Below are 26,897 nucleotides of genomic sequence, written 5' to 3'. Positions count from 1 at the left end.
GCTGGGGCTGGGCCTGTGAGTGCGCCGGACCGTGGGGCTGTCCCCCCGGTGCGCGAGTGTCGTCACGGCCACACGGCTTGCGCGGGTCCGCTTGGGGCAGGTCAGGCGGCTTTTGCTGTGGCCGGTCGGCTTGTGCAGGTGCGCTTTGACGGTGGGCGGTCGGTTTAGGCCGGTCCGATTGGTGGCGGTCAACCAGCCAAGGCCGTTCCGCTCGGCAGCGGCCAACCGGCTCAGCTCGGTCCTCACGGCGATGATCAGTCGGTTCGTGTCGGGCCGCTCAGCCGTGGTGGCCGGCTTGGGCTGGGCCGAACTTCACGGCGATGGGCTGCTTGCTCGGGTCGCTTCCACAGCAGATCGTCATGGACATCGTAGACAGTATTCTGGATTCGTGGATGTGATGCAGCAGAGCGGAGTGAGCGCTGAGCGGGTCCTGGTCGTTCGCCGGCACGCCAACCGCGCGGGGTCCGACGGTCTCGGAACCCCCGAACCGCCACCCGGTTCGTATCTTCCGGTTCCAATCCGCCGCTCCCCGTTTGCCGGCAAGATCGCCCCGTCGTGGTGGTCCGATGGAGGAGTTCCACATGGCCGAGGTGCCGCAGGAGCAGATCCGGTTCGCCGTGGTGCTCAACGGTGGGGTCAGTCTCGCTGTCTGGATGGGCGGCGTGGTGCTCGAACTGGACCGCCTCACCCGGCGGGGCACGACCTACCAGCACCTCCTCCAGATGGTGGGCTGCACCGCGAGGGCCGATGTCATCACCGGGACCTCCGCGGGCGGCATCAACGGTGCGGCCCTGGCGATGTCGCAGGTCAGCCACAACGCGGACCTGACCCGGTTGCGGGACCTCTGGGCCGAGCAAGGCCGCATGGAGCAACTGCTCCGCACGCCCTTCCAGGGCCAGCCGGTGTCGCTGCTGCGCGGCGACGAGTTCTTCCTGCCCCGCCTCCAGGAGATGCTCGACCGGCTCACCACCGACTTCTCCCCCACCCGGCCCGAGGACCGCCCGGTCGACCTGCGCATCACGACCACGCTGCTGGGCGGCGTCCCGAAGGTCTCCTACGACGACCTCGGCCAGCCCCTGGTGCAGGTCGCGGACCAGGGCAGCTTCTCCTTCCGCCGCGACGCCTACGACTGGGCGACCCCGTCGGACGAGACGACGGGCCGCGACGACTTCGCCGCCGAGGACCTGCCGCGACGGGTCCTCCAGATGGCGCTGGCGGCACGGTCGTCCGCGTCGTTCCCGATCGCGTTCGAGCCCTCGTTCATCCCCGTCAACGGCCAGGGCACCCCGTCGAAGCCCGACATGGGCGACGTGGCGTCGTGGGCGAAGCACAGCGACGCCGACCGGTCGCGCTTCGCCGTGGACGGCGGTGTCCTGGTGAACACGCCGACCCGCGAGGCGCTGGAGGCCATCGACCGGATGCCCGCGAACGGGCCGGTGCGGCGGGTGATGCTGCTGGTGTTCCCGCACGCCGAGACCGAGAGCGCCGAGCCGCCCGCGCACCAGCGCCGGGAGGTGCCGAGCACGGTCAGCACCGCCGTGCGGGTGCAGGGCGCGTGGTCGGGGCAGGGCAGCCGGACGTACGTGGAGAAGATCGAGGAGCACAACCGGCTGGCGGCGTCCCGGCGCGGTGGCCGCAACTCGCTGCTGGAGCGGCTCGCGGGTGGGCTGGCGAACAACCACAAGGCGCCGACGACCGTCGCGGAGAAGGCCTACGAGCTGGCGAGCACGCTGCACGAGCACTACGAGGACGTGCGGATCCGGCTGGCGGCGCGCGACGTCACCACCCGGCAGTTCGCCGTGACGGGGTCGAACGCGGCGGGCTGGTCGTTCGAACGGGTGCGCGCGGCGGCCGAGTCGGCGCAGCGGGAGTGGCGCGCGCGGCACGGGACGCTGCCCTACGTGCCGTCCCAGCAGCTCCCGTCGACGCTGGCCGCGACCGGGTGGCTGTGGGGCGTGACGATGGCGGACTCGCTGGCGTCGTCGGCGATGGACCTGCTCAAGCGGATGGTCTGGGTCGTGCCGGACACCCACGAGGGGCCGTTGCGCGGCGCGTGCGTGCTGGTCGCGGAGTCGCGGACCCGGCTGCACCGGGTGCGGGCGACGCTGCGGCAGCTCCGCGAGAAGGTCGACGTGACGTGGACGGGCGCGAACTCCGGGACGCTGGACCAGGCGTACTGGAGCGAACGGCTCGGCGTGTACGACCAGCGCATGACGTTCGGCGAGACCGGGTCGATCGGTGCTGACGTGCGGGCGACCGTCATCGAGATCGGGACGCTGGTCGACGAGGCGCAGAAGATCCTCACGCTGCTCGACGACACCGACCGGGTGGCGCTGGGCGGGCTGGCGCCGTGGCGGGCGCTGCTGACCACCGAGCTGACGCCGCGCGAGGCGCGGGCCGGGATGGTCGCGGGCCCGGAGGTGTGGCTGTCGCGGCTGATGGCGCTGGAGATCTCGACGACGTGCCTGGCCGACGACTCGCGCGGCGGCGTGGACCAGGCCGTGGAGCTGGTGCAGATCAGCCTCCAGACGCGCAACGCGTTCGCCACCAGGAGCACCACCGCCGACGACAAGGCGGGCGGGGCGTCGCTGAGCCGGTTCTCCGGGTTCCTCAAGCGCTCCTGGCGGGTCAACGACTGGATCTGGGGCAGGCTCGACGGCGCCACGATGCTCTGCAAGGTGATCTTCGACCCGCAGCGGCTGCGCCGCATGGACCTGCTGACCGCCTCGGAGGCCGACCGGCGCGGGGACGCGGGGCGGGCGCGGCAGCGGGCCTACGACCAGGTCGACGACCTGGTGGACGAGCTGTTCGGCGGGTCGACGCCGGAGTTGGCGCGCGCGGTGGCCGCGGCGAAGGAGGAACTCGCCGGGATCTACGCCGAGGACGTCCGGGAGGGCGACCTGCCGCCCACGGCGGGCGCGCTCGCGGAGCTGGCGGCGTGGGGCCTGCACGTGCGGATCATCTGCGAGGAGCTGCCCGCGCTGCGCGCGGCGATCCTGGCCGACCGCAAGGACGGCGGCGACCCGCGGTCGCGCGGCGAGCTGTTCCTGGAGGAGCAGGCGTCGCTGCTGGAGCGGCTGAGCGCGCCGGTGGACTTCGACACGCCGTCCACGCGGGCCCGCAGCACCGCGCTCGGGCTCCGGGCGCTGCGCGCGTTCGACGAGGCGGGCATCGGGCGCGAGCCGATCTCGCAGGAGGCGGGCAGCGACCAGATGATCCGCACGGCCGCCACCGCGGCGGCGGTGGCGGTGACCGTCGCGGACAGCAAGAACTCCGGGCTCGCCGCGCTGAAGCCGGTGACCAGGGTCGTGCGCGGGGCGGCGCTGCTGCCGTACTGGACGATCACCGGGCTCACCAGGGGCGGGAAGCTGGCGCAGTTCCTGGGGTCGCTCGGGTTCGCCGTCGGTGGCGCGCTGCTCGTGCTGGCGCTGTTCAACCTGCTGCCGAACTGGGCCGTCGGGCCGGCCGCGGCGCTGGGCGGCGGCACGCTGATGGCGGCCTTCGGGTACTCCGCGCTGCGGTCCGGCACGCTCCTGCACGGGCTGGTGCTGCTCTCACCGGTGATCCCGCTGGGGGTCATCGCGATCGACCGGACGCGGGCGGCGCTGAACTCCGGCGAGACCGGCGAGGAGGCCGCCACCGGCATGGTCGCCGTGGGCGGTGTGGCGCTGGTCGTGCTGGCGCTGCTGGTGATCGGCAGCCTGCCCGCGCCCATCCGCACGCCGTTCGCCGTGCTCAAGGACCGGCGCACCTACAAGAGGATCGGCAAGGTCGTGTGGCGGGTGGCCGCCGTGGCCGCCGTCGGCCTGGCCGTGTGGGCCGTGGTCCGCTACGAGCTGTACGACCTGGCCCTGCTGACGTCGCCGTTCGTCGTGGTCGTCGCCGCGGCGGCCGTCGCCGTCGGCGCCGCGTGCGCGACGACCGGCGGCCGGTCGTTGCAGCGGTGGCGCAAGCGGAACGGCCGGTGGGACACCGAGAACGCCGAGGCGCCCGCCGCCGCGACCGCGGGCTGGGCGGTCGTCTACGGCATCTGCTTCCTGCTGGTGGCCGTGGTGCTGCTGCTCGGCCGGATCCGCTTCCTCGGCTGGGAGTCGGTGCTCGCGACCTCGCTGGTGTTCGGCCTGGTCCTGGTGCTGGTGACGAGCTGGTGGGTGCCGATGCGGGCCCGGCGCGCGATCGTGCGGACGCTGGTGCGGCAGGCCGACCCGGCCCGCGACCGCACGGACGTCGCGGACGCGCTGCTGGTGAAGCTGGAGAACCACGCGCTGCTGTACCGGTTCCTGGTGGACCGGCGGGAGGACGGCGGGCTGGTGCTCAAGCCCGCCGCCCTGCGCGTGGTCGACGCCATCCGGGTCCAGGCGGCCCGGACGACGCGGTCGGCTCAGGCCGCCAGTTCGGCGACCGGCGGCGTGAGCGCCGGGAGCCCCAGCACCCCGGCGTAGATGCCCTCGAACCTGTCGAGCGTGCCGCCGATGGCGTGGCGCGCGATCAGCTCGCTGCTGGCCGCGCCCATGCGGGCGGTGACCGACGGGTCGGCCAGCACGCCGTGCAGCCGGTCGGCCAGGCCGCGGACGTCGCCGGGCTGGAACAGCCAGCCGTTGCGGCCGGGGCGGACCAGGTGCGGCAGCGCCATCGCGTCCGCCGCGACGACCGGCTTGCCCGCGGCCATCGCCTCCATCGTCGCGAGGCTCTGGAGTTCGGCGACACCGGGCATGCAGAACACGTCGGCGTTCGCGTAGGCGTCCAGGAGGGCCTCCTCGTCGACGAACCCGCGGAACCGCACCCGGTCGGTGATGCCCAGGTGGGCGGTGAGCAGCTCCCACTCGGCGCGGCACGAGCCGTCGCCGACGATCTCGGCGTGCAGCCTCGGCACGAGCGCCAGCGCCCGCAGCAGCTCGTCGACCCGCTTCTCCTCGTCGAGCCTGCCGACGAACAGCACGGTCTGGTGGCCGTCGGCGCGGGTGGCCGCCCGCGACCGGTAGCGGTCGATGTCGATGCCGCACGACACCGGCACGGCGCTGTTCGGGAACCCCTTCTCGTGCAGCAGTTCCACGGCGCGCGGCGTCGGCGCGGTCACCGCGTCGGCCACCGAGTAGACCCTGCTCAGGTCCTTCCACGCCCAGCGCGACGCGGCGGACTGGAGCCGGCGGGGGACGTGGGCGTGGCCGAACAGGTTCTCCGGCATGAAGTGGTTCGTCGCCACCGTCGGGATGCCGCGCTCGGCGGCTTGGCGCAGCACCTGGCGACCGATCACGAAGTGCGCCTGGACGTGCACGAGATCGGGTCGGAGCTGGTCGAGCAGGTCGCTGACGTCGCCCTTCACCTCCCACGGCAGGCACACCCGGAAGCCCCGGTAGAACGGTGTGCGGCGCGACCGCAGGCGGTGCACGGTGATGCCGTCGGCGATCTCGGTCCTGGCCGGACCCACCGGGTCGGCGCAGATGACGTGCACGTCGTGCCCTCGCCCGGCGAGGCCGACCGACAGGCGGTGGGCGAAGCGAGCGGCGCCGTTGACGTCCGGGGGGAAGGTTTCCGCCGCGATGACGATCCGCTGTGCGCGACCGTTGCTCACGAGCTTCTCCGATCTGGTGGGTGGTGTTTCTCGACGGGCGAGCACGCAGACGCCGCCGACGGCGAGCGCGGCGCACACGATCTGGGCCAGGGCGGTCCACCCGGTCGTGCGGGCGGACTCCCCCAGCAGCCCGGCCCCGATGCCGACGGCGACCAGCGGGTCGACGACGGTGAGGCAGGCGACGGTGAGGTGGGCGGGGCCGCCCGCGTAGGCGTGCTGGATGAACCAGCCGCCGACGAGCAGCGAGACGACGATGCCGAGCACGGAGCCCGCGGACGCGAGGTCGAACGCGCCCTGCTGGACGTCCTGGGAGACGGCCCGCATGAGCACGGACACGTAGCCGTAGGCCACGCCGCCCGCGACGCCGAAGGACAGCGCCCGCAGGTGCGGGCGTCCGCTGAGCACGCCCAGCAGGGCGGGTAGCGCCATCAGGCCGAGCACGAGCAGCCCGGCGGTCAGCTCGGCCTCGGGCGCGACCTGCGTCGCCGTGGCGCTGCCCGCGGCGAGCAGCACGAACGCGCCGACGCCGAACGTGGTGAGCGCGACCGCGGGCAGCGCCTCGCGGCGGCCGTCCAGCAGCGCGGTCATGCCGATCGCCAGCACCCCGACGGGCTGCACGACGGTCAGCGGTGCCATGCCGAGCGCCACGGCGTGCACCCCGGCGCCCGCCACGAGCAGGAGCAGCCCGCCGAGCCAGCGGGGACGGCGCAGCAGCTCGGAGATCCGGGGTCCGCCGCCGCCCTGCTCGACGGCGCTGTGCTGGAGGCGGGCGGCGACGGCGAAGAACGCGGCACCCACGACGGCCAGCAGGATCGCGATGCCGGTCACGCGGTCACCTCCCCCGTGCGCCCCCGCGGCGCGGTGTCCCGCCAGAGCGCGGCGGCGAGTGCGAACAGCAGGCCGTAGAGGACGGCGAACAGGATTCGTTCGGCCAACCCCAGCAGCACCGCGCCATCTCCCGGAAAAACAACCGGGACGTGGCTGAGCATGAATAGAAAGCTGGTGATACCACTGGCCAACGAAAGGCGACGGACGGTGGTACTGGGGATGAATCTCCGGGAAATGAGCAAACCCGCCAGCGGCAGGCTCACGAACATCACCGCGCCCGCGTATCGGTGCACGGCGCCGGACATCGTCGTCGGGGTTCCGGTCGGGTCGGTCGGGAACACGGTGGCCACGGTCAAGCCCGCCGCCCACAGGCCCACCAGCACGGTGATCGGCCCACGACGCGGCAGACCCGCCCCGAACAGGGCGATCAGCAGCACGACGGAACCGGCGGCGAGCGACAGCGCCGTCACCGCGAGCAGCCCGGTCCCGTTGTCGACGAAGATGTAGTCGCTGATCGTGCGGCTGATGGGACTAATCTGGCCCGCCGACGCCACGTGCAGGTAAACAATCGGGAACAACGACAGGACGAGGCTCGCAACAGCGAGTGGTGCGAGCACCGCCCGCCCTTTTGCCTGAATCTCGGCCATGTCGAAATCTTGGCCTATTAATGTTTAGGCAGGTAGGGGGGAATTCCCCGATGCGACCCTGACGCCACCCCGAGGCCCTTGGTGGGGCTGACCCCACCACCGGGTGACGGGTGGCACGCCCTAGGCTTCCCGGTCGTGACCACCCAGTCCGTGACCTCAGCCGTCGAAGTGTCGGGACTGGTCAAGCGGTACGGCACGACGCTCGCGGTGGACGGGCTCGACCTCACGCTCCCGACCGGGACGGTGCTGGCGCTGCTCGGCCCCAACGGGGCGGGCAAGACGTCGACCGTCGAGGTGTGCGAGGGCTTCCGCACCGCCGACGGGGGCACCGTGCGCGTGCTCGGCCTCGACCCCAGGACGCAGGGCGACCGGCTGCGGCCCCGCATCGGCGTGATGCCGCAGGGCGGCGGCGGCTATCCGGGCGTCCGCGCCGACGAGCTGCTGAACCTCATCGCGACCTGCTCGGCCAACCCGCTCGACCCGGCGTGGCTGCTCGACGTCCTCGGGCTCACCGGGGCGGTGCGCACCCCGTACAAGCGCCTCTCCGGTGGCCAGCAGCAGCGCCTGTCGCTCGCGTGCGCGCTCGTCGGCCGTCCGGAGCTGGTGTTCCTCGACGAGCCCACGGCGGGCATGGACCCGCAGGCGCGGCGGCTGGTGTGGGAGCTGATCTCCGCTCTGCGGCGCGACGGCGTGAGCGTCCTGCTCACCACGCACCTCATCGACGAGGCCGAGGAACTGGCCGACCACGTCGTGATCGTCGACTCCGGCCGCGTCGTCGCCCAGGGCAGCCCCCGCGAGCTGACCGCCGACGAACCCGACGACCAGCAGCTCCGCTTCCGCACCCGCGCCGGCCTCGACACCGCCCTGCTCATGGCCGCGCTGCCGGAGGGTCTGAAGGTGCGCGAACCCACAGGTGGGAGTTATGTGGTGGAGGGGCGCATCGACCCTCAGGTCGTCTCGACCGTCACCTCGTGGTGCGCCCAGCAGGGTGTGCTCGCCGAGGAGCTGATGGTCGCGAAGCGCAGCCTCGAAGACGTGTTCATCGAACTGACCGGCCGGGAACTCCGCTCATGACCCGGACAAGCGCGATCGGAGACACGGTGACGTCGTCGGCCAGGTTCACCCCCGGCACGTTCACCCCCGCCCCTGGGCGCGGGAAGCTGGGCAGGATGTTCCTCGCCCAGTCGCGCGTGGAGATGCTGCTGACGCTGCGGCACGGCGAGCAGGTCCTGCTCACCGTGATCATCCCGGTGGCGCTGCTGGTCGCCCTCTCGCTGATGACCGCGATCCCGCTGCCGGAACCCAGGGTGGGTTCGGCCGTCTCGCGCGTGTTCGCGCTCGCGATCCTCTCGTCGGCGTTCACGGGGCAGGCCATCGCGCTGGGGTTCGACCGGCGGTACGGGGTGCTCAAGCGGTTGGCGTCGGCGTTGCCGCGGTGGCTGCTGGTCGGTGGTCGGGTGACGGCGGCGCTGGCGGTGGTGGCCGTGCAGGTCGTGATCCTGGGTGGGACCGCGCTGGTGCTGGGGTGGCGGCCACCGGTCGGCGGGCTGGTGTGGGCCGTGCTGCTGATCGTGCTGGGGACGTTGACGTTCGGCGCGCTGGGTGTGCTGCTCGGTGGGGCGCTGCGGGCGGAGATCGTGTTGGCGCTGGCGAACATCGTGTGGTTCCTGCTGCTGCTGATCGGTGGGGTGGCGTTGGGGGTGGAGTCGTTGCCCTCCGGGGTCGCGGCCGTGGTGCAGTTGCTGCCGTCGGCCGCGCTGGCGGAGGGGTTGCACGCCGCCGTGGTGGACGGGAGCGGCCCGGGGGTCGGGCCCGTCGCGGTGCTGGTGGTGTGGGGGGTCGTCGCTGCCGGGGTGGCTTCGCGGACCACCAAGCTGGACTGAGTCGCGGGGAGCGGTCGCCGACGTCGTGGGTGCGGCTCGGGTCCGCGGTAGGGGTCGAACCCGCGGGTGGAACCGGCCGCGCGTCGCGTCCCACCTGGTCAGGCCCGTGGTCCACCGGCCCTTCGCCTGCTGGTCGTGAGACCGGGGTCACTGTGTTTGCGCTGGTGGCCCGGTTGTTCGGTTCTCAGGTGCGGCGTCCTACCATCGACGGGTGTCTGTTCCCGGCTGGTTCACCGATCGTCTCCTGTCCCTCCAGCGCGCGATCGCCGTTGCCCTGGTCGTCGCTCAGGGCGGTATCGCCGTCACGGGGTCGATCGTGCGGGTCACCGGCTCCGGGCTGGGGTGTCCGACGTGGCCGCAGTGCGTGGCGGGGAGCCTGACGCCTGTCGCCCACCCTGAGATCGGGCCGCTGCACCAGTGGGTCGAGTTCGGGAACCGGACGTTGACCGGCGTGGTCGGGATCATCGCCGGGTTGATCGTGGTGGCTGCCTGGTTGGGGCGGCCTCGGCGGCGGCGGGTCCTGGTGCTGGCGCTGATCCAGCTCGGTGGGGTCGCGTTGCAGGCCGTCATCGGTGGGATCACCGTCCTCACCGGACTGCTGTGGTGGACCGTGTCGGTGCACTTCCTGGTGTCCATGGGGCTCGTGTGGTTGGCCGTGCTGCTGCACCGGTCGCTGGCCGAGGGTGATGAGCCGTCGGAACCGCTGCTGCCCAAGGCTTTGCTGCACCTCCAGGTCGTGCAGGCCGCGGTGCTGGGGTTCCTGCTGCTGGCAGGCACGTTCGTGACCGCCGCCGGGCCGCACGCGGGTGACGCGGACACCCCTCGGCTCGACCTGCCGGTGGACGCGCTGGCCCAGGGGCACGCGGACCTGCTGTTCCTGTTCCTCGGCATGGTGGCCGCTCTCGGGTTCGCGGTGCACGCGTTCTCGCGGGACGCGGTGCTGCGCCGTCGCTACTGGGTGCTGGTGGGCGTCACGCTCGCGCAGGGGGTGCTGGGCATGGTGCAGTACTGGACCGGTGTGCCCGAGGTGCTGGTGTCGGTGCACGTGCTGGGCGCCGGGGCCGTCGTGGTCGCGACGGCGGCGCTGTGGGTCGCGAGCCGGTCTCGCGGGCCGGTGCCGACCGAGGTGGGTCCGACGTCGCACGAGCGCCTCGAAAGCCTGTCTGACCAGCCCGTTTAGGGGACTCTAGGGTTTGTCCGCTCGCGGGTGGAACCCACGGTCGGCTGATGGGTCCGGCCAAGAAGATCGTCTCCGTGCGCGCCAGGGGCGCCGCTGGAGCGCGTGTTCCCGCGCGTCGCCGGGTGCGGGGAGCCGCACGTGCTCGCCCTCGCGCCGCTGCCGGCGACCGCCGTGGACGAGCGGCCGCCCGCACGAGCGTCACGGACAGGTCGGTGGCGACCATCGAGACCGTGTTCGGCGTCGACCCGATCGCGGCGCTGGTGCGGGAACTGCTGGGCGAGCCGGTCGAGCACCCGCCCTCGGTGCTCGTGGAGGGCGGGCGCGCCGCGGCGTCGCCGGCGGTGATCCCGACGGGCGCGGGCGGCACGCCGTGGGGGACGAACCCGCGGTGGCTGCCGAACGCCGTCGACCGGACCTCGATCCTGTCCCCCGGCACCACGGTGCGGAAGGTCGGGGCGTTCGCGATGCCCTCGGGAGCGACGGTGCCCGACTACGACCCGTCGGGTGGTTCGCGGAACCGGCTCGGGGTGTTCGTGGTGCGCGCCGACGACGCCGAGACGCCGCGCCGGGACTGCGAGGCCGTGCCGAACCGCCTGGGGGCGGCGGTCACCTGGGCGGCGCGGGGCGGCGTTCCCAGAGCGGGGGCAGCTCGTCGGCGAGCCAGGTGTAGAGCTGGTCCACGGTGCGCAGCCGGTGGGCGCGCTGCGGGTCGCCGCTGAGCAGCCGCATCCCCGACTCGGTCAGGTCGCGCACGCTGACCAGCGCGTCCAGCCTGCGCTGCACCATGTCGGCCCAGCGCTTCTCGTCGACGCGGTACTCCGCGGCCTGCCGCCCCCTGCGGGTGCGCTTGGTGACGAGCCCGGCGTTGACCAGGAACTTGAGGTTGGTGCTGATCGAACCGCTGCTGGCCTCCAGCTCCTGGGCGAGTTCGGCGGCCGTGCGCTCGACGGGTTCGCACACCAGCAGGTAGCCGAGGATGCGGCCGCCGATGAGCGGGATGCCCTCCTCGGCGAAGTGCGCCGCCACCCGCTCGACCCAGGCGGAGAGGCGGGTTTCCCGTCCGGCGCTCACGAGGACTCCTTGGTTTCGGTCGACACTGAAGCCATAGTAGGCCATTTATGGATTCTGGCAAGAGAACCGCAGAATTGCGGAAGAATTCACTGAATCACCGGGATTGAACACGCGAAAGAATGAATGCGGGTCAAGGTTGCGCCGCAACATCCCGATGAACAGCCGACCACGCCCCGAGCACGACCGACGACAGAAGCCGGACGATGAACCTCCTCCACAACCAGGCCATTCCCGTCGACCACGGCGGAGCGGTCGTCGACGTCGTCGCGGACATCCGGCCCGCCGGACCGGACGTCGTCCTCCTGCTGCACGGCCTGAGCTGCACCAAGGAGAGTTTCGCGGGCATCACGGACTCCCCCGCGCTGGCCCACCTCACGACGTGCGCGATCGACCTGCCCGGCCACGGGCGCACCGCGCCGCTGCGGTCGGGCGCGCACACCCTGGAGGCCTACGCGGACGTGGTCAGCCGCGTCGTCGTCCGGCTGGCCCCGCGCAGGCTGCACGTGGTCGGGCACAGCCTGGGCGGCGCGGTCGGGCTCATCGCGGCCCAGGGCGCCACCAGCCTGGTCACCTACACCAGCGTCGAGGGCAACCTGGTCGGCGAGGACGCGGGCCTGGTCAGCAGGCAGATCGCCGAGCTGGACCTGGAGGACTTCGCGGTCAACGAGTTCCACCGGTTCGTCGACTCGCTGCGGACGGCGCCCGAGGCCGACCTGCGGGCGTGGGGCGAGTGGACGGCGACGTGCGCGCCCGCCGCCGTCCACGAGAGCTCCCGGTCGCTGGTCGAGTGGTCGGACAGCGGGAAGCTGCTCGACTGGTACCGGGCCCTGCCGCGCGCGGCCTACCTCTACGGCGCGCTGGGCGACCGGACCCGTCACCCCGTTCCGCTGCTCGACGAATCGACCACGGTGGCCATTCCCGAATCCGGCCACTTCCCGATGGTCGACAATCCCGCCGCGCTGTACTCCGCGTTGGCCGCGATCATCGGCTGACGGCTCACGCGAGGGCGAGCACCACCAGCACCGCGATCAGGATCCCCACCACGAGGTCAGTTCTCGTCGACGAGCCCGACATGGCGCTCCACCCGGTCGAGCCGCTCGATCAGCGGGGCGAGTTCGCGGCGCAGGGCGGCGGCCACGTCGGGCGGACCTCCCGCGCTCGCGGGCTGGGCCCGCAGGTGGACGTAGCCCGCGAGCGCCGCGACGACGGCCGCGCGGGCGGTCCGCAGGTCGACGCCCGCGGCCCGCAGGGCCTGGCCGCCGACACCGTCGGGTTCGGCGAGCAGGCCGAGCAGCAGGTGCTCGCAGCCGACGTAGTTGTGGCCGAGGGTGAGCGCCTCGGTGACGGTCAGCTCCAGCGCGTTCGCGGCGTGGCCGCCGAACCGCTCCGGGACGTTCCCGCCGTCGGTGGGCTCGCGGCGGGCCAGCTCGCGGGCCACGCGGTCCGGGGCGACCTCGACGGCGCGCAGCACGTGCAGGGCGAGGTTCGTGCCCTCGGCGAGCACGCCGTGCAGCAGGTGCTCGGTGCCGACGTGCGGGGCGCCCAGCGTTCGCGCCCGTTCGACGGCGAGCCCGATGACGTCGCGGGTGCGCTGGGTGAAGCGCGAGAGCTGGAGCGCGGACGCGCCGGACGCCACGTCGTCGAGGACGGCGGCCCTGATGGCCGTCACCCGCTTCACCGACTCCTCCAGCGCCCGCTGGCAGACCGCCGACACCGGCACGCCGGACTCCTTGACCGCCTCGGCCAGCTCGTCGGGCAGGTAGACGTTGATCTTCGGCATGAACCCCTCCTCAATCTGTAACCCCATGAATACCCCCATGTGGGGTTAGAGGTCAAGGAGGGCGGCACGAGACCGGGTCAGGACGACGGGGGTTCACCGCGGCGCGGTGGGGATCAGAGCTTGCGGAGGCCGCTGAGCACGCGTTCCATCAGGCCGAGGTCGGGGATGTCACCGTCGACCGCGGCGGTCGCGTGGACGTCGAGCAGACCGCGTTCGGCCATGTCGCCGAGCAGCACCTTGGCCACGCCGAGCGGGATGCCGAGCAGGGAGGCGACCTCGGCGACGGAGCGCGGCCCCTCGCAGAGGGCCATCACGTCCTGGTACTCGGCCTTGATCGGACCCGCGTACAGCTCCTCGCCGACGCTGACCATGGTCTCGATCTCCAGCTGGAAATCGGACGTCGTGCGGCCGCCGGTCCAGGAGTAGGGCCGGACGATCCCCGCGGTCTCCTCCACCTCGTCCGCGGGCGCCTGCACCGGCTGGACCGGCAGGCTGATCTTCTGGGCGGCGGGCTGGTCGCGCTTGCCCTTGCGGCCCTTGCGCGAGCCGCCCGCGAGCGTGATCCCGTTGAGCAGGTCCGCGAACGTCTGGTCCGAGTCCGATCCGGTCATAACGGCATCACGCGGACATCCTCGTCGCTCCGTGCAGCTCCGCACGGAGTTCCGGCGTGAGCAGCTGGCCTACCTGGTCGACGACGACGGTCATCTCGTAGGCGACCTGGCCGACGTCGCTGTCCGGCGCGGCGAGCACCGCGAGGCACGACCCGTCGCGGACCGACATCAGCAGCATGATGCCGTGCTGCATCTCGACGACCGAGCGGAGCACCCCGCCGCCGTCGAAGAAGTTCGCCGCGCTCTGGGCGAGGCTGGTGACGCCCGCCGCGATGGCGCAGAGCTGGTCGGCGCGCTGGCCCGGCAGGCCGGAGGACGCCGTGAGCAGCAAGCCGTCCACGGAGATCACGACGGCGTGCGCGACCCCCGGAACGCGCTCGGTGAAGTTGGTGATCAACCAGCCGAACTGGTCCACCTGGCGAGACCGCGATGAGGTCATGGGTTCTCCTGTGCGGGACGGTGATCGCCGGAATCCCTCACACCTTGCCGGATTCCGGTCTGGTAGCTCGAGAGGAAGCCGCGTGTCGCGTTCGGATCCCGCCGTACGGGTGCGACGCCCTCGGGGCCAGGGCGTCCGGCCACGAGGTTGCCCCTCGGCCGGCGCTTCGGCAACTCGACCTCGGAGCCCGCCGCCGGGGCCGCGTCGGGCGCGACGCCGTCCGGCCGGGGAGCGGGAGCGGCCTGGTCGTCGAGGCGGTGCCGCGGTGCCTCGCCGGTGGGCAGCTCGCCCTTGAACCAGACGGACCTCGTGGTGGCCGCCGGGTCGGTGTCGTCGACGGCCATGCCGCGGAACGAGGACCACTCGCCGTCGTCGTTCTTCGCGGCAGGCGCGGGCCGGACCCCGTTGCCGGCGGGCACGACCCCGTTGGTGGCCGGCGCGACCCCGTTGGTGGCCGGCGCGACCCCGTTGCCGGCGGGCCTCGGCCGCGCGGACGGGACCACCGGGGCCCGGCGTTCGACGGGGGGTGGGGCGTCGACCACGGTGGGCGCGGCGTCGCGGGGCGTGCGGACCAGGTCCGGTGGCACGCCGACGACGGCGCGCAGCCCGTCGCGGTGCGGGCCCTGGTCGGCCAGCGTCACCTCGATCTGGTGCCGGGCGGCGAGCCTGGCGATGACGAAGTGGCCCATCTGCCGGGTCGCGGGCAGCTCGTCGGCGTCGACCGAGCGCAGGCGGACGTTCGCCGCCTCCAGGTCGGCGGGCGACATGCCGACGCCCTCGTCGATCACGTCGATCACGACGCCGCCGCCGTTGCGCGGCCGTCCGACGATCATGACGTGGCTGCGGGGCGGTGAGAACGCGGTGGCGTTGTCCAGCAGCTCCGCGATGAGCCGCACGAGGTCGCTCGCGGCGTAGCCGACGACCTCGACCTGCGGCGTCGTCTGCACGACGACCCGCTGGTAGTGCTCGATCTCCGACGCCGCCGCGCGCAGCACGTCGGCCAGCGGGATCGGCTTGCTGAACCGGCGCGTCACGTCCGTGCCGGAGAGGACCATCAGGTTCTCGTTGTTGCGCCGCATCCGGGTGGCGAGGTGGTCGAGCTTGAAGAGGTTCGCGAGCTGCTGCGGGTTCTCCTCCTTGCGCTCCAGCTCCTCCATCAGCCGCAGCTGCCGCTCGACGAGGCCCTGGCTGCGGCGCGACAGGTTGACGAAGGTGTTGCGCAGGCCGCCGCGCAGCCTGGCCTGTTCGACGGCGGAGCCGACGGCCTGCTGGTGCACCGCGTCGAACGCGCGGGCGAGCTGGCCGAACTCCTCGGTCGTGTGCACGGCCACCGGCTCGATGACGACCTCGCTCGCGCCCTCCTCGCGCAGGTCGGAGACGAGCTCGGGGAGCTGGTGCTGGGCGACGTGCAGCGCGGTGCGGCGCAGGGTCAGCAGCGAGCGGATCATGTTGTTGCCGAAGACGACGCCGACGCCGACGGCGGCCAGCAGCGAGGCCAGCAGGATCGTCGAGATGAGGCCCGCCTGGTCGCTCGTCTCGTCCTGGAGCGTCGCGACGGTGTCCGCCAGCTCGCCCTCCAGGCCGACGAGCACCTTGTTCACGAGCGCGTCGGTGGCGCGGGAGGCGGTCACCCACTCCCCGGCGGGCACCTTCGACTCCAGCGACGGCGGGTCCGGTTCGTCCGCGGTGGCGACGGTGGTGAGGGCGTCCTGCACCATCCGGTCGCGGGCCAGGACGTCGCGGCCGGTCACGGTCTGCGTCCGCAGGTCCCGCTGCTCCGCCGTCGCGAGCGCGGCGAAGTCGCTGATCCGGTCCAGGTAGCGCAGCCGCGACTGGTCCAGCGCGACGACCTCGGAGTCGAGGACCCGGCCGCGGCTCACGGCCGAGAGCAGCACCGCGTGCTGGAGCGACAGCTGCTCGCCCGCCATCTGGAGGTGGTGCAGCGCGCCGCCGGTGCTCGCGAGCGCCGCGTCGCCGAACTCGTTGATCAGCGCCTGGTCGAAGTCGAGCATCGAGCGCAGGACGGTCGTGTAGGCGATCACGGAGACCGACACGTCCGAGCCCGCGTCGATGGACTGCCGGAGCTGCGGCATCCCGTTGACCTGGGTGGTGACCTCGGCGAACCGGGAGGACGCGACGTCGCCGAGCGAGGTGGCGGGGTCCTGGGCCAGCCCGCGGACGACCTCGAACGCGCGGGTCGTGACGGCGCCGCGCTCGTGGAAGGCGTTCGCCTCCGGTGGCGTGCCGTCGACGCGGCCTGCCTGGTGGGCCCGCTCGTCCTGGACCGCGGTGATCAGCGGGGTCAGCGCGGAACGCAGCGTGACCAGCTTGCCGATGGCGGCGTAGGAGTCGGCGCGCACGACGTAGCCGCGGATCTGGAGGACGCCGGTGCCGACGGCGACCGCCACCGGGACCAGCAGCACCGCCGCGACCTTGACGGGGAGTCTCCAATTGCGCCAGTCCACGACGGTGGCCCACCGCCATCGAACACGGTTCTGCGCAGTCACCGGATGGACCCCAAGGTCGGTAGTCGGGCGATCACCGTGCGGGTTGGGCGCGGTTAGCCGTTCGAAATCGTTGTTGTCATTCAGCAGTGGGTCGTGATTCACGGCGGCGATGTCGTCGGACGATGGTAGGCGAGGGTCAGGTCCCCGACAACGACCAACGCGCAAGATTGTCACCGAATGGCCTAACGGGGAGCGGACCGGCCGGTGCGGACCTGGCCGATCGGGCAACGCAACCTGGGCCATCCGGTTGACTCCACGGCTCCCCCAGCTACGCTGTGCGCCGCCGGCTACCGGTCGTCGCGACGACCGCTCCCGCCGGAATCCCCGTGGAGGACCACGATGACGAAAGCCGTGCCGCGCCCCCTCGATTCGCGGCTGACACCTAATCGCGGTCGCGGGTTCGCCACATTCGACGAACCCGCGCAGCCGTTGTTGGTGGACGAGGAAGGCAATCCCGACTTCGTCGCCATCCAGCAGAGCGAGGAATTCAAGGCGCTGCGCAGGCGGGCTCTCGTATTCATCTTCCCGATGACCGCGTTGTTCCTCACGTGGTACCTCACGTACGTGGTCGCCTCCGCGTACGCGCACGATTTCATGAGCACGCGCGTGCTCGGCGTGGTCAACGTCGGCATCCTGCTCGGGCTGTTGCAGTTCGTCACCACCGTGGCCCTGACCCTGACCTACGCGCGCTACGCGAGGCGCAAGCTGGACCCGCAGGTGGTCGTGGTCCGCGGCCTGGCCGGAATCGTCGAGGAGTAGCGGTGCGGGTGGACGGACCTGCCACGGACGGCAACGTGGCGATCAACATCAGCGTGTTCGCCGTGTTCGTCCTCATCACCCTCTACGTCGTGTACCGCGCGAGCACGCGCAACACGACGGCGGCGGACTACTACGCGGCGGGCAGCAGCTTCACCGGCCCGCAGAACGGGATCGCGCTGTCGGGCGACTTCCTGTCGGCGGCGTCGTTCCTGGGCATCTCCGGCGGCATCGCGGTCCACGGCTACGACGGCTTCCTCTACTCCGTCGGCTGGGTCGTCGCCTGGATGATGGGCCTGATGCTGATCGCGGAGCGCCTCCGCAACACCGGGCGGTTCACCCTCGGCGACGTCCTCTCGTTCCGGATGCGGCAGCGCCCGGTCCGGGCCGCGGCGGCGAACGCGACGCTGGTGATCTCGCTGTTCTACATGATCGCGCAGATGGCGGGCGCGGGTGCGCTGATGGCCCTGCTGCTCGACGTGCAGGACCGGGTGGGCCAGGCCGTGGTCATCGCCGTGGTCGGCGTGGTCATGGTGGTCTACGTGCTGGTCGGCGGGATGAAGGGCACCACGTGGGTGCAGATCATCAAGGCCGTGCTCCTCCTGCTGTGCGTCAGCTTCCTGACCATCTTCCTGCTCGGCAAGTTCGGCTTCAGCCTCTCGGCGATCATGGAGACCGGTTCCCGCAACACCCCGCTGGGCGCGAAGGTGCTGGACCCGGGCGCGCTCTACGGCGGCAGCGAGCTGTCGAAGCTCGACTTCGTCTCGCTCGCGCTCGCGCTGGTGCTGGGCGTGACCAGCCTCCCCCACGTGCTGATGCGCTTCTACACCGTGCCGAACGCCCGCGAGGCCCGGCGCTCGGTGGTCTGGGCGACGCTGCTGATGGCCACCTTCTACCTGTGCACGCTCGTCATCGGCTTCGGCGCGCTGGCGCTGGTCGGCTCGGAGAAGATCGCGTCGGCGCCCGGCGGCGAGAACTCGGCGGCCCCGCTGCTGGCGTTCGAGGTCGGCGGCGCGGTCCTGCTGGGCGTCGTCGCGGCGGTCGCCTTCGCCACCATCCTCGCCGTGGTGGCGGGCCTGACGCTCACCGCGTCGGCCTCCTTCGCCCACGACGTCTACGCCAACGTGATCAAGCGCGGCACGGCCGACCCCCGCTCGGAGATCAGGGTGGCGCGGCTGACCGCGATCGTGGTCGGCCTGCTGTCCATCGTCGGCGGCATCGCGGCCAGCGGTCAGAACGTGGCCTTCCTGGTGGCGCTGGCCCTGGCTCTGGCGGCGTCGGCGAACCTGCCGACGCTGCTGTTCTCGCTGTTCTGGAGGCGCTTCAACACGGCGGGCACGCTGTGGAGCATCTACGGCGGCCTGACGTCGTGCGTGGTGCTGATCATCTTCTCCCCCGCCATGTCCGGCGCGCCGAACTCGATCTTCCCCGGCGTCGACTTCCACTGGTTCCCGCTGGGCAACCCCGGCATCGTGTCGATCCCGCTGTCGTTCCTCTGCGGCTGGCTGGGCACCCTGCTCAGCCGCACCGAGGCGGACCCGGTGAAGCAGGCGGAGATGGAGGTCAGGTCCATGACCGGCATCGGCAGCGGCCTGAACTGAGCCGCTCGACGCCCTACAGCGGGCTCACGTCGATCCCGTCGAGGTCGGGCGAGCACCCGTCGAGGTCGCCCCACCGCCCCTGCACCGGCTCGGGCGTGGACGCCGGGTCGACCAGCGCCACCGTGAGCGGGCCGTCGGCGTCAGCGGGCGGACAGCGCGGCGCGGACGGCCGAGGCGAAGCGCTGCGGCGCGGCGGCGTCGGTCTGGCGGAAGCCCAGCGAGGGTTCCGCCAGCTCCAGTTCCAGCAGCAGCGGTGAGCCGTCCTCGCCCGCCACCAGGTCCACCCGCGCGTAGAGCAGGTCGGCGCGGCGGATGCCCAACAGGCCCGTCGCCGCGTCCAGGACGTCCTCGGCGACGCGCCTGCGGGCGGCGTCCGGGACGGCCGGGGACAGGCGCTCGACGATGAAGGTGCCGGACGGGTCCAGCACCGCGTCCTCGGTCAGCATCGCGCCCTTGGTGAACGCGTGCGAGTACTGGCCCCCGAAGTAGACCACGGCGGTCTCGCCGTGGCTGTCCACAGCGGACTGGTACGGCTGGAGCAGCGCCTTGGCGCCGAGGGACTCCCAGTGCGCGTCGGCCGCGGCGTGGTCGCCGTCGGCGACCTTCAGCGCACCCCGCGACCCCGCGCCGACTGCGGGCTTCACGACGAAGCCACCGGACGGCCACCGTGGACGGTCGCCGGGGTGCAGCAGCGTGGTGGGCACGACCGGAACGCCCGCGGCGGCCAGTTCGACCAGGTAGGCCTTGTCGGTGTTCCACCGCACGACCGGCAGCGGGTTGGCCAGCCCCGGCACGGTCGCGCACCACGCCAGGAACTCCGGCAGGCGGTCGGTGTAGTCCCACGGCGAGCGCAGCACGGCCAGGTCGGCCGCGGCGAAGTCCACACCGGAGTCCCACGGCGCCCACTCGGCGTGCACGCCGACGTCGTCGAGCGCGCCGACGAGGGCGTCGTCGTCCCCGTCCCCGGTGGGAACGTCCCCGCAGGACACGAGGAGGACCTTCACCTGCCCGCCATCCGGTGGCGGTGGGCGGGGCCGATGGTCAGCGCGGACGTCGTCTCGCGGTCCCACTCGGCCGGTTCGAGGTCGGCGACCTGCTCGACGAGGGCCTCGGCGGTGGCCACGTCGGGCAGCACCACGTCGCCGAGGGCGCCGTCGTCGGCCCCGACGAGCACGACCCGCGCGCCCGCCCGGCCGATCGGCTCCACGACGGCGCGCGATCCCTTGCCGTGCTTGGCGACGAACGCGGTCGCCGACTTCACCGCCTTCGGGGGGACGGTGGTCCTCTTCTCCGCTACCTGCTCGTCGTCAGCCACGCGTCCACCTTAGAACCCGCGGGTAACTTCCGGGTGGTGACCGCCCCCACGACGGCGGCCCCGAGCCGCGGGCGGCGGCTGCGAGTAGCTTTCCGCCGTGTGAACGATCATCCGACACTCCCCGGTCTCGTCGACGGGGTTCTCGCCTGGCACCTCGACCGGTTCCCCAGCATGGCCGCGATGCTGGGCTCCCCGGCGCACGACCGGACGTTCGGTGACTTCAGCGCGGCGGGCTTCACCGAGCACGAGCGCGAGGCAGGCCGGTGGCTGGAGCGCTTCGAGGCGGTGCCCGACACCGGGCTGAGCCTGGACGAGGCGGTCGACCGCGACCTGCTCGTGTCCGTGCTGCGCGGGGTGCGGGCGTCGGCGGCGTGGCCCGCGTGGCGCCGCGACCCGGCGCTGTACCTGTCCGCGGTGCTGTTCCCGCTCTTCACGGCGTTCCTGCACCGGCTGCGGCCGGAGCCCGAGCTGGTCGACACGGTGCTGGCGCGCCTGGCCGAGGTGCCGTCGGTGCTGGCCGCGTGCCGCGCGAACCTGGACCCCGGGCTGGCGTCGCCGCTGATCGTCCGCCGGGCCGTCGGGCAGGCGCGCTCGGGCCGGTCGTTCCTCACCCGGTCGCTGCCGTCCGAGGTGGCCGACCCCGACCTGCGGGCGAGGCTCGCCGCCGCCGCGGAGCCCGCCGCGGTGGCGTTCGACGAGCTGGCCGCCTTCCTGGACGGCTTCGCCGAGCGCGCCACCGGCGACTGGCGGATGGGCGAGGAGCTGTACTCGACGCTCCTGGTCGAGCAGGAGCTGCTGGGCTACGGGGCGGCGGAGCTGCACCAGCGGGGCATCGCCGCCTACGACGCGCTCGAAGCCGAGATGAACGAGCTGACCGCGCCGCGCCACTGGCACGACGTGATGCTGGCGCAGCAGGACGACCACCCGCCGACCGTGGAGGACATGCGCTCCGAGTACGAGGCCGAGACCGCGCGGGCGCGGGCGTTCCTCGCCGAGCACGAGCTGGTCACGTTCGCCGGGGGCGAGGAGTGCCTGGTCGTCCCGTCGCCGGAGTTCCGGCGCCCGGTGTCCGCCGTCGCCGCGTACCTGTCTCCCCCGCCGCTCACGGACCGGCGCACGGGCCACTTCCTCGTGCCGTACCCGCCGGACGACTTCACGCCGGACCAGGTCGTGCAGCGGCTGCGCACCAACACCCGCGGGCAGCTCCCGACGATCGCGGTGCACGAGACCTACCCCGGCCACCACTGGCACCTGTCGTGGCTGGCCGCGCAGGACCGGCCCGTGCGCAAGGTGCTGCGCACGCCGTACTTCACCGAGGGCTGGGCGCTGTACGCGGAATCCCTGCTGCGCGAGCACGGTTACTTCACCGAGCCCGCGCACGAGCTGGCGCACCTGGAGGCGCGGCTGTTCCGCGCGGCGCGGATGATCGTGGACACGGCGCTGCACTGCGGCGAGCGGACACCGGAGGAGGCGGAGGAGTTCATGACCACCAAGGCCTCGCTCACGCCGGGCACGGCCAAGGGCGAGGTGAACCGCTACTGCGCGGCACCGACGCAGGCGCCGTCGTACCTCACCGGCGCGCTGGAGATCGAGAGCATCCGCGCCGACTACCTCGCGGCGGGCCGGGGCACCCTGCGGGAGTTCCACGACACGATCGCGGGCTCGGGGGCGCTGCCGCTGGGGTTGGCGCGCCGCGTCGCCCTCGGCGGGACGAACGAACACGAGAATGGGGAAGCGAATGCCTAAGGCAGTGCTGGTGCGCTCGACCGGTGGGCCGGAGGTCTTGGAGTACACCGACGTCGAGCCCCGCGAGCCGGGGGTGGGCGAGCTGGTCGTGGCGGTGGCCGCCGCGGGCGTCAACTACATCGACACCTACCACCGGTCCGGCCTGTACCCGATGGAGCTGCCGATCAGGCTGGGCGGCGAGGGATCGGGCACGGTGACCGCGGTCGGCGAGGGCGTGACCGGGTTCGCCGTGGGCGACCGGGTGGCGTGGCACGACGGTCGGGGCAGCTACGCCGAGGAAGCGGTCGTCGAGGCGGCGAAGGCGATGCGCGTCCCGGAGGGCGTGGACGAGGAGACGGCCGCCGCGACCCTGCTCCAGGGCCTGACCGCGCACTACCTGGCGGCGTCGGCGTACCCGATCCACGCGGGCGACACCGTGCTGGTGCACGCCGCGGCGGGCGGGGTCGGGCTGCTGCTCGTGCAGCTGGCCAAGTCGCGCGGCGCGCGGGTGATCGGCACCGTGTCGACGGCCGAGAAGGAGGCGCTGGCACGGGAGGCCGGGGCCGACGAGGTCATCCGGTACACCGAGGCGGACTTCGTCGAGGAGGTCCGGCGCCTCACGGACGGCGCGGGCGTCAACGCGGTGTACGACGGCGTCGGCAAGGACACGTTCGACGGCAGCCTGTCGGTGCTCAAGCCCCGCGGTTACCTGGTGCTGTTCGGCGCGTCCAGCGGCCCCGTGCCGCCGGTAGACCCGCAGCGGCTCAACGCGGCGGGCTCGGTGTTCCTCACCCGGCCTCGGCTCGCGCACTACGTGGCCGACCGCGAGGAGCTGGAGTGGCGGGCCGGTGAGCTGTTCGCGGCCGTCCTCGACGGCTCGCTCACGGTCGCGATCGGCGGGCGCTACCCGCTGGCCGAGGCGCGCCGGGCCCACGAGGACCTCCAGGGCAGGCGGACCACGGCGAAGCTGCTGCTGATCCCCTGACCCCGAACGCGGAGCGGGGCCCGTCCGGTGTTCCGGACGGGCCCCGCTGCCGGTGGTCGGTGCGGCTCAGCCCTCGACCTTGACGGCGTCGATGACGAACACCAGCGTCTCGCCGGGCAGGATGTCGCCCTGGCCGTTCGGGTAGCCCTTGTCCGACGGCACGACGAGCAGGCGGCGGCCACCCTCCTTCAGACCCACGAGGCCCTCGTTCCAGCCCTGGATGACCGAGGCCTGGCCGACGTTCTCGACCGGGAACGGCCGGTTGCCGTCCCAGGACGACTCGCGGAACTTCTGGTCGCTGAAGGTGTTGAGCACGTAGTGGACCGTCGCCGTCGAGCCCTGCTTGACCTCAGGGCCGGTGCCGACCTCGATGTCCCTGACCACGAGGCCGTCCTGCGGCTTGCAGCCCGTGGGCACGGTGACCGTGGGCTTGGCGCCGAGCGCGCCCACGACCTGGAACTGCTCCGGCGTGCAGGGCGGGCCGCTCGCGGGCGACACGGCGGAGGGACGGTCGTCCACGCTCGGCGCCGTGGCAGCGGGGGTCGAGGCTCCGCCGGTGGCGGTGGACGGCCGGTCGCTGGGCGTGCACGCGGCGAGGGAGAGGCCTGCGGACACCAGGGCGGCGAGGGTCAGGGCCGTACGGCCGACAGTACGCATGGGTCCGGAGCTTAGGTGGAGCCCCCGACCCGACCGCCGGCAGGCCCGGTCGACGATCCGCCCTCCCCCGGCGGCGCGCGACGGCCCGTCGCACGGGGTGTTCCGAGCCCGCGGCACCCGGTCCCGGCACCGGGACCCGACCCTCCGACGGGCACGGGGACCCGGTCGCGAGGACGACGGACGGACGTCCCGGCGTTCGGCCGGGAGCACTCATGGTTGCCTGGATTCGGCCGAACGTCCGTTGGAACCAGGCCCGGACCCACCACCGGCCCAACCCGTTCACCGTGCGCGGTCGGAGATCACCATTATCGTCCAATACACCGCCACGAATTGCGGCTACCGCCCGGTCACCTCTGCGCGTACAGTAACTCCGCGCACTCGTTCGGATACTGAACGCATTCCTCCATTCGGGTGCAGATCGAGGAGGTGGCCCTGTGTCCGCGGAGGCCGGAGGCATCCGCAGCAACCTGTTGCAGGAATTGTTCTGGACCCGAACAGGCTTGCTCCTGCTGAGCCTTGTCGTCACTTCTGGAATCTGCCTGGCCGTGTCCAGTGGAATGGATCCGGGAACGTTCAAGAACTTCCTGACGTCCATCGGCACCGGCACCATGATCTCGGCGGTGGTCGGGTTCGGGCAGACGTTGCTGACCAGTTCGGCGACGCACCGCTCGCTGGTGACCCCGGTCGTCGAGGAGAGCAGGAAGGCGCTCCAGGAGCTGACCGCCGAGTACCGCGCGCTCGATCGCGAGTTCTTCCCCAGCCACGTGTTCGAGCCGACCGCGAAACCGGACCCCGCGTTCAACCAGCTCATGATGCAGGACCTGGACCGCACGAGGCTGTACTGCTTTCGCGGCTTCGCGGGCAGGTACGCGGCGTGCCGCCTGCTGATGTCGAGGTCGGAGTGCGAACTGCGGGCCGTGCTCGCGGACCCGCGCGACGGCAGCGCGATCAGCGGCCGGGCGCGGTACCTGTTGCGCAACGAGGGCGCCGACGGCGACTACGACACCATCCAGGCCCGGCTGCGCGAGCAGATCGCCATCGGCCTGGTCGGCCTGTTCCTCGCGCGGAGCAGGTGCAACCGGATCGACGTGACGATCATTTCCGACCCACCGCTCGACCGGCTCGAACTGTTCGACGACAGCGCCTGGCTCACGCTCTACAGCAACACCAGCGCCGGCGTGGTCAGGTTGTACCCGCGGACCCTGCGCTTCACGGAGGGCTCATTCCTCTACGGGATGGAAAGAGCGGAATTCCTCCGGGTCAGCAATTCACGGGCGGGTCAGCACTTCGTGATCCGACCGAACACCAGTCGCGTGGAATTCTTCGCGCTGTTCGAGAAGATCACCGGTGTGCCGTTGACCGATAGCGGCTTCCACTCTCTAGAAGAGAAGTTCCACTCCTTCCGCCGGGAATTCTCGGCCTTCGCTCAGCTGGGGAGCTGATAGCGGTGCTCACCGACTTGGCCGGGACGGCCACCCTGCTCGAACTAGCCTCCGGGATCACCGCGGCCGGGCCCCCTGCCGTCGACCAGTGGTCCATCGGACCGCTGGTAGCGGGGTGGGCGTCCCAACCGGGGTTGCGGGAGGGTCTGCGGGAGCACCTGCGGACCCTCACCCCGCGGGAGGAGCGGCGGATCGTCGCGCGCTCCCGCGAGACGACCACCCACTTCGCCTGGTGCCTGCGCGACGAACCCGGCGAACCGTTCACGTTCTGGCTGCACGAGTACAAGCCGCAGCGGGACTGGCGGCACGGGTACGCGGACTCCGTCCACAACCACCGGTACCACTTCAGCACGACCATCCTCACCGGCTCCTACCTGCACGAGCGCTACACCGCGCGGCTCGGGGACGGCGAGCGGTCCATCCTGTCGGCGACGCTGCTGCGCGGTACCGAGTGCCCGGCCGGGACGTCCGGGACGATGCTCGCGCACGAGTTCCACCGCATTCCACGCGCGGGCGACGACACCATGACGTTCCTGGTCAAGTCCCGCGCCATCAGCCCGTGGAGCCTGTCGTTCGACCCGGACACCGGTGCCAGCCACCGGCACGTCCCGGTGGAGTCCCGGTTGGAGGAACTGACGAACCAGCTCTAAGGATCTCCAGAGGGACCTACCATCGGCCCACCCGGCATGGGAGGGCTCCGATGCGTGTCCGAAGCGCACTTTCGACCGATGTCATGACCGATGTGGAGCGGCGCGTGTGGGAGTTGTGCACGCGCCTCGCTCCCCGATTGCAGTTCCACGGCTGGCACCACGTCAGCTTCGTGCGGGACAAGGCGGTCCACTTCGCCGAGCGCAACGGTTCCGAGGTGGACGTGGTGCACGTGGCCGCGCTGGTCCACGACGTGAACTACGTGGTGCGCCGCAACTCGCCCGCGGCCGAGGGCGACGGCCTCCGCCGGGAGATCCTCACCGGAGCCGGAGTGGACCTCGACACGGCGGAGTGGGTGGACCGGATCGTCGACGAGGCGGAGATGCGGACCCGCCACCGCGACATCAGCCTGGAGGCGCAGGCGCTGTCCGATGCGGACACGCTGTTCAAGGCGCTCCCCGTCACACCCGTCGTGCTGGCGCACAAGTACCTGCTGGAGAACGGGATCACGCTCCAGGAACTGGCGCACAAGATCGTCGGCGAGCAGCAGGGCAAGCAGGACGACGGCTACTACTTCTACGACCCGGAGGCCGCCGCGACCTACACGAGGTGGGCGACGGCGAACCTGGAGCTGTGGCAGTGCATCGTCGAGTCCCTCGACGACCCGTGCGTCACCGACCTGCTCGCGGCGGTGTCCTAGCGCTCGGGTGCGGGGCGTCGGGCGGCTCGGTGGGGGCCGCCAGCCCCTCTTCGCCGAGCCGCGTTCCCGGCCCGCTCACCGGGCCCGCGTCGACGCCAGCACCTCGCGCGCAGTGGCCACCAGGGCCGGGCACGGCTCCCGGAGGGCGTCGAGGAGTTCACCGCGCCGCTCGGCGGGGTGCTCGACCAGGTCGGCCCCGCGCCCGCCCAGCGCCTTGCACACCAGTGCCCTCAACGCGGCGGACGAGTCCACCACGGCGGGCGACGCCCTGCCCGCCTCCCGTGCGACGACCCTCGCCACCAGGGCCTCGACCACCAGCTCCGCTGACCCGACCACGCGCCTTCACCCCCCGGAACCCCGACGACGGACTACCGGGACTATCGGGAGGGCGCGGGGATCGCTACGGGGAGTCCCCCGAAGGAGTTAGAACGGCCGGCCGAGGACGGGCAGGCCGACGACGGCGTCCACGGCGAGGCCGCAGAACACCAGCATCAGGTACAGGTTCGACATGTGGAAGAACTTCATCGTGTTGGTCGAGCCGCCCTTGCGG

General features: G+C 72.2%; 23 protein-coding genes. 12 read left to right on the top strand and 11 right to left on the bottom strand.

Going from position 1 to position 26,897, the window contains the following annotated elements; translation table 11 throughout:
• The first annotated feature begins 566 nt into the window (after positions 1 to 566).
• Entirely contained in the window at positions 567 to 4,442 is a 3,876-nt protein-coding gene (locus AC156L_RS34625) for a patatin-like protein (RefSeq protein WP_330875708.1), read from the top strand.
• Here AC156L_RS34625 and AC156L_RS34620 read toward each other — a convergent pair.
• Together AC156L_RS34620 and AC156L_RS34615 are read right to left on the bottom strand one after the other, a co-directional pair.
• Complete coding sequence (locus AC156L_RS34620) at positions 4,382 to 6,400, bottom strand: glycosyltransferase (RefSeq protein ID WP_330875707.1); 2,019 nt, start codon at positions 6,398 to 6,400, stop codon at positions 4,382 to 4,384. The genes AC156L_RS34625 and AC156L_RS34620 overlap by 61 nt on opposite strands.
• Positions 6,397 to 7,047 carry a DUF998 domain-containing protein gene (locus AC156L_RS34615; RefSeq protein ID WP_330875706.1) on the bottom strand — a complete coding sequence of 217 codons (651 nt, stop codon included), beginning with the start codon at positions 7,045 to 7,047 and terminating at the stop codon, positions 6,397 to 6,399. The genes AC156L_RS34620 and AC156L_RS34615 overlap by 4 nt, the downstream gene beginning before the upstream one ends.
• A gap of 135 nt (positions 7,048 to 7,182) precedes the next feature.
• Between AC156L_RS34615 and AC156L_RS34610 the strand changes: the two genes are divergently transcribed.
• The 3 genes from AC156L_RS34610 to AC156L_RS34600 all read left to right on the top strand — a co-directional run bounded on the left by AC156L_RS34610 (position 7,183) and on the right by AC156L_RS34600 (position 10,110).
• Positions 7,183 to 8,121: an ABC transporter ATP-binding protein gene (locus AC156L_RS34610; RefSeq protein ID WP_330875705.1), complete on the top strand. Its 939-nt coding sequence runs from the start codon at positions 7,183 to 7,185 to the stop codon at positions 8,119 to 8,121.
• Entirely contained in the window at positions 8,118 to 8,930 is an 813-nt protein-coding gene (locus AC156L_RS34605) for an ABC transporter permease (protein WP_330875704.1), read from the top strand. The genes AC156L_RS34610 and AC156L_RS34605 overlap by 4 nt, the downstream gene beginning before the upstream one ends.
• Before the next feature lie 211 nt (positions 8,931 to 9,141).
• A complete protein-coding gene (locus AC156L_RS34600) occupies positions 9,142 to 10,110 on the top strand; it encodes a COX15/CtaA family protein (RefSeq protein ID WP_330875703.1) in 969 nt (322 codons plus the stop codon).
• A gap of 606 nt (positions 10,111 to 10,716) precedes the next feature.
• On the opposite strand, the gene AC156L_RS34595 is transcribed toward AC156L_RS34600, so the two are convergent.
• Positions 10,717 to 11,181 (bottom strand): GbsR/MarR family transcriptional regulator, encoded by a 465-nt coding sequence (locus AC156L_RS34595; RefSeq protein ID WP_330875702.1) that lies wholly within the window; start codon positions 11,179 to 11,181, stop codon positions 10,717 to 10,719.
• Between the two features lie 203 nt (positions 11,182 to 11,384).
• Here AC156L_RS34595 and AC156L_RS34590 point away from each other — a divergent pair, with 203 nt between their 5' ends.
• Positions 11,385 to 12,173: an alpha/beta fold hydrolase gene (locus tag AC156L_RS34590; RefSeq protein ID WP_330875701.1), complete on the top strand. Its 789-nt coding sequence runs from the start codon at positions 11,385 to 11,387 to the stop codon at positions 12,171 to 12,173.
• Positions 12,174 to 12,229: 56 nt separating this feature from the next.
• Here the strand turns inward: AC156L_RS34590 and AC156L_RS34585 are convergent, their stop codons facing one another.
• From AC156L_RS34585 to AC156L_RS34570, 4 genes are all read right to left on the bottom strand, one after another.
• A complete protein-coding gene (locus AC156L_RS34585) occupies positions 12,230 to 12,961 on the bottom strand; it encodes a Clp protease N-terminal domain-containing protein (protein WP_330875700.1) in 732 nt (243 codons plus the stop codon).
• A gap of 113 nt (positions 12,962 to 13,074) precedes the next feature.
• Positions 13,075 to 13,572: a DUF742 domain-containing protein gene (locus AC156L_RS34580; RefSeq protein ID WP_330875699.1), complete on the bottom strand. Its 498-nt coding sequence runs from the start codon at positions 13,570 to 13,572 to the stop codon at positions 13,075 to 13,077.
• Positions 13,573 to 13,579: 7 nt separating this feature from the next.
• Positions 13,580 to 14,011: a roadblock/LC7 domain-containing protein gene (locus tag AC156L_RS34575; protein ID WP_330875698.1), complete on the bottom strand. Its 432-nt coding sequence runs from the start codon at positions 14,009 to 14,011 to the stop codon at positions 13,580 to 13,582.
• Positions 14,008 to 16,476 carry a sensor histidine kinase gene (locus AC156L_RS34570; protein ID WP_330875697.1) on the bottom strand — a complete coding sequence of 823 codons (2,469 nt, stop codon included), beginning with the start codon at positions 16,474 to 16,476 and terminating at the stop codon, positions 14,008 to 14,010. Before AC156L_RS34570 ends, AC156L_RS34575 begins: the two co-directional genes overlap by 4 nt.
• 381 nt (positions 16,477 to 16,857) lie before the next feature.
• Between AC156L_RS34570 and AC156L_RS34565 the strand changes: the two genes are divergently transcribed.
• Both AC156L_RS34565 and AC156L_RS34560 read left to right on the top strand, forming a co-directional pair.
• Positions 16,858 to 17,277: a DUF485 domain-containing protein gene (locus AC156L_RS34565; protein WP_330875696.1), complete on the top strand. Its 420-nt coding sequence runs from the start codon at positions 16,858 to 16,860 to the stop codon at positions 17,275 to 17,277.
• An 8-nt stretch (positions 17,278 to 17,285) separates the two neighbouring features.
• Positions 17,286 to 18,875: a solute symporter family protein gene (locus AC156L_RS34560; protein WP_330875695.1), complete on the top strand. Its 1,590-nt coding sequence runs from the start codon at positions 17,286 to 17,288 to the stop codon at positions 18,873 to 18,875.
• Between the two features lie 140 nt (positions 18,876 to 19,015).
• On the opposite strand, the gene AC156L_RS34555 is transcribed toward AC156L_RS34560, so the two are convergent.
• Together AC156L_RS34555 and AC156L_RS34550 are read right to left on the bottom strand one after the other, a co-directional pair.
• A complete protein-coding gene (locus AC156L_RS34555) occupies positions 19,016 to 19,879 on the bottom strand; it encodes an ATP-grasp domain-containing protein (RefSeq protein WP_330875694.1) in 864 nt (287 codons plus the stop codon).
• Positions 19,876 to 20,136 carry a hypothetical protein gene (locus AC156L_RS34550; protein WP_330875722.1) on the bottom strand — a complete coding sequence of 87 codons (261 nt, stop codon included), beginning with the start codon at positions 20,134 to 20,136 and terminating at the stop codon, positions 19,876 to 19,878. Before AC156L_RS34550 ends, AC156L_RS34555 begins: the two co-directional genes overlap by 4 nt.
• A gap of 153 nt (positions 20,137 to 20,289) precedes the next feature.
• On the opposite strand from AC156L_RS34550, the gene AC156L_RS34545 reads away from it, so the two are divergent.
• Positions 20,290 to 21,936 (top strand): DUF885 domain-containing protein, encoded by a 1,647-nt coding sequence (locus tag AC156L_RS34545; protein ID WP_330875693.1) that lies wholly within the window; start codon positions 20,290 to 20,292, stop codon positions 21,934 to 21,936.
• A complete protein-coding gene (locus AC156L_RS34540) occupies positions 21,929 to 22,900 on the top strand; it encodes a quinone oxidoreductase family protein (RefSeq protein WP_330875692.1) in 972 nt (323 codons plus the stop codon). The genes AC156L_RS34545 and AC156L_RS34540 overlap by 8 nt, the downstream gene beginning before the upstream one ends.
• A 66-nt stretch (positions 22,901 to 22,966) precedes the next feature.
• Here AC156L_RS34540 and AC156L_RS34535 read toward each other — a convergent pair whose 3' ends face one another.
• Positions 22,967 to 23,557, bottom strand: coding sequence for an FKBP-type peptidyl-prolyl cis-trans isomerase (locus tag AC156L_RS34535; RefSeq protein WP_330875691.1), 591 nt, complete (start codon positions 23,555 to 23,557; stop codon positions 22,967 to 22,969).
• A 500-nt stretch (positions 23,558 to 24,057) separates the two neighbouring features.
• Here AC156L_RS34535 and AC156L_RS34530 point away from each other — a divergent pair, with 500 nt between their 5' ends.
• The 3 genes from AC156L_RS34530 to AC156L_RS34520 are packed head-to-tail and all read left to right on the top strand — an operon-like array spanning position 24,058 to position 26,347.
• On the top strand, positions 24,058 to 24,999 hold the full coding sequence (locus tag AC156L_RS34530; RefSeq protein ID WP_414719861.1) for a hypothetical protein: 942 nt from the start codon (positions 24,058 to 24,060) through the stop codon (positions 24,997 to 24,999).
• A 5-nt stretch (positions 25,000 to 25,004) separates the two neighbouring features.
• Positions 25,005 to 25,649, top strand: coding sequence for a hypothetical protein (locus tag AC156L_RS34525; protein WP_414719858.1), 645 nt, complete (start codon positions 25,005 to 25,007; stop codon positions 25,647 to 25,649).
• A gap of 50 nt (positions 25,650 to 25,699) precedes the next feature.
• Positions 25,700 to 26,347 (top strand): HD domain-containing protein, encoded by a 648-nt coding sequence (locus AC156L_RS34520; protein ID WP_330875689.1) that lies wholly within the window; start codon positions 25,700 to 25,702, stop codon positions 26,345 to 26,347.
• Positions 26,348 to 26,422: 75 nt separating this feature from the next.
• Here the strand turns inward: AC156L_RS34520 and AC156L_RS34515 are convergent, their stop codons facing one another.
• Positions 26,423 to 26,683 carry a hypothetical protein gene (locus AC156L_RS34515; protein WP_330875688.1) on the bottom strand — a complete coding sequence of 87 codons (261 nt, stop codon included), beginning with the start codon at positions 26,681 to 26,683 and terminating at the stop codon, positions 26,423 to 26,425.
• Between the last annotated feature and the right edge of the window lie 214 nt (positions 26,684 to 26,897).

The sequence above is a fragment of the Umezawaea sp. genome (assembly GCF_057122925.1).
The sequence above is the reverse complement of the archived record's forward strand: the minus strand, read 5'-3'. Positions and strand labels throughout refer to the sequence as shown.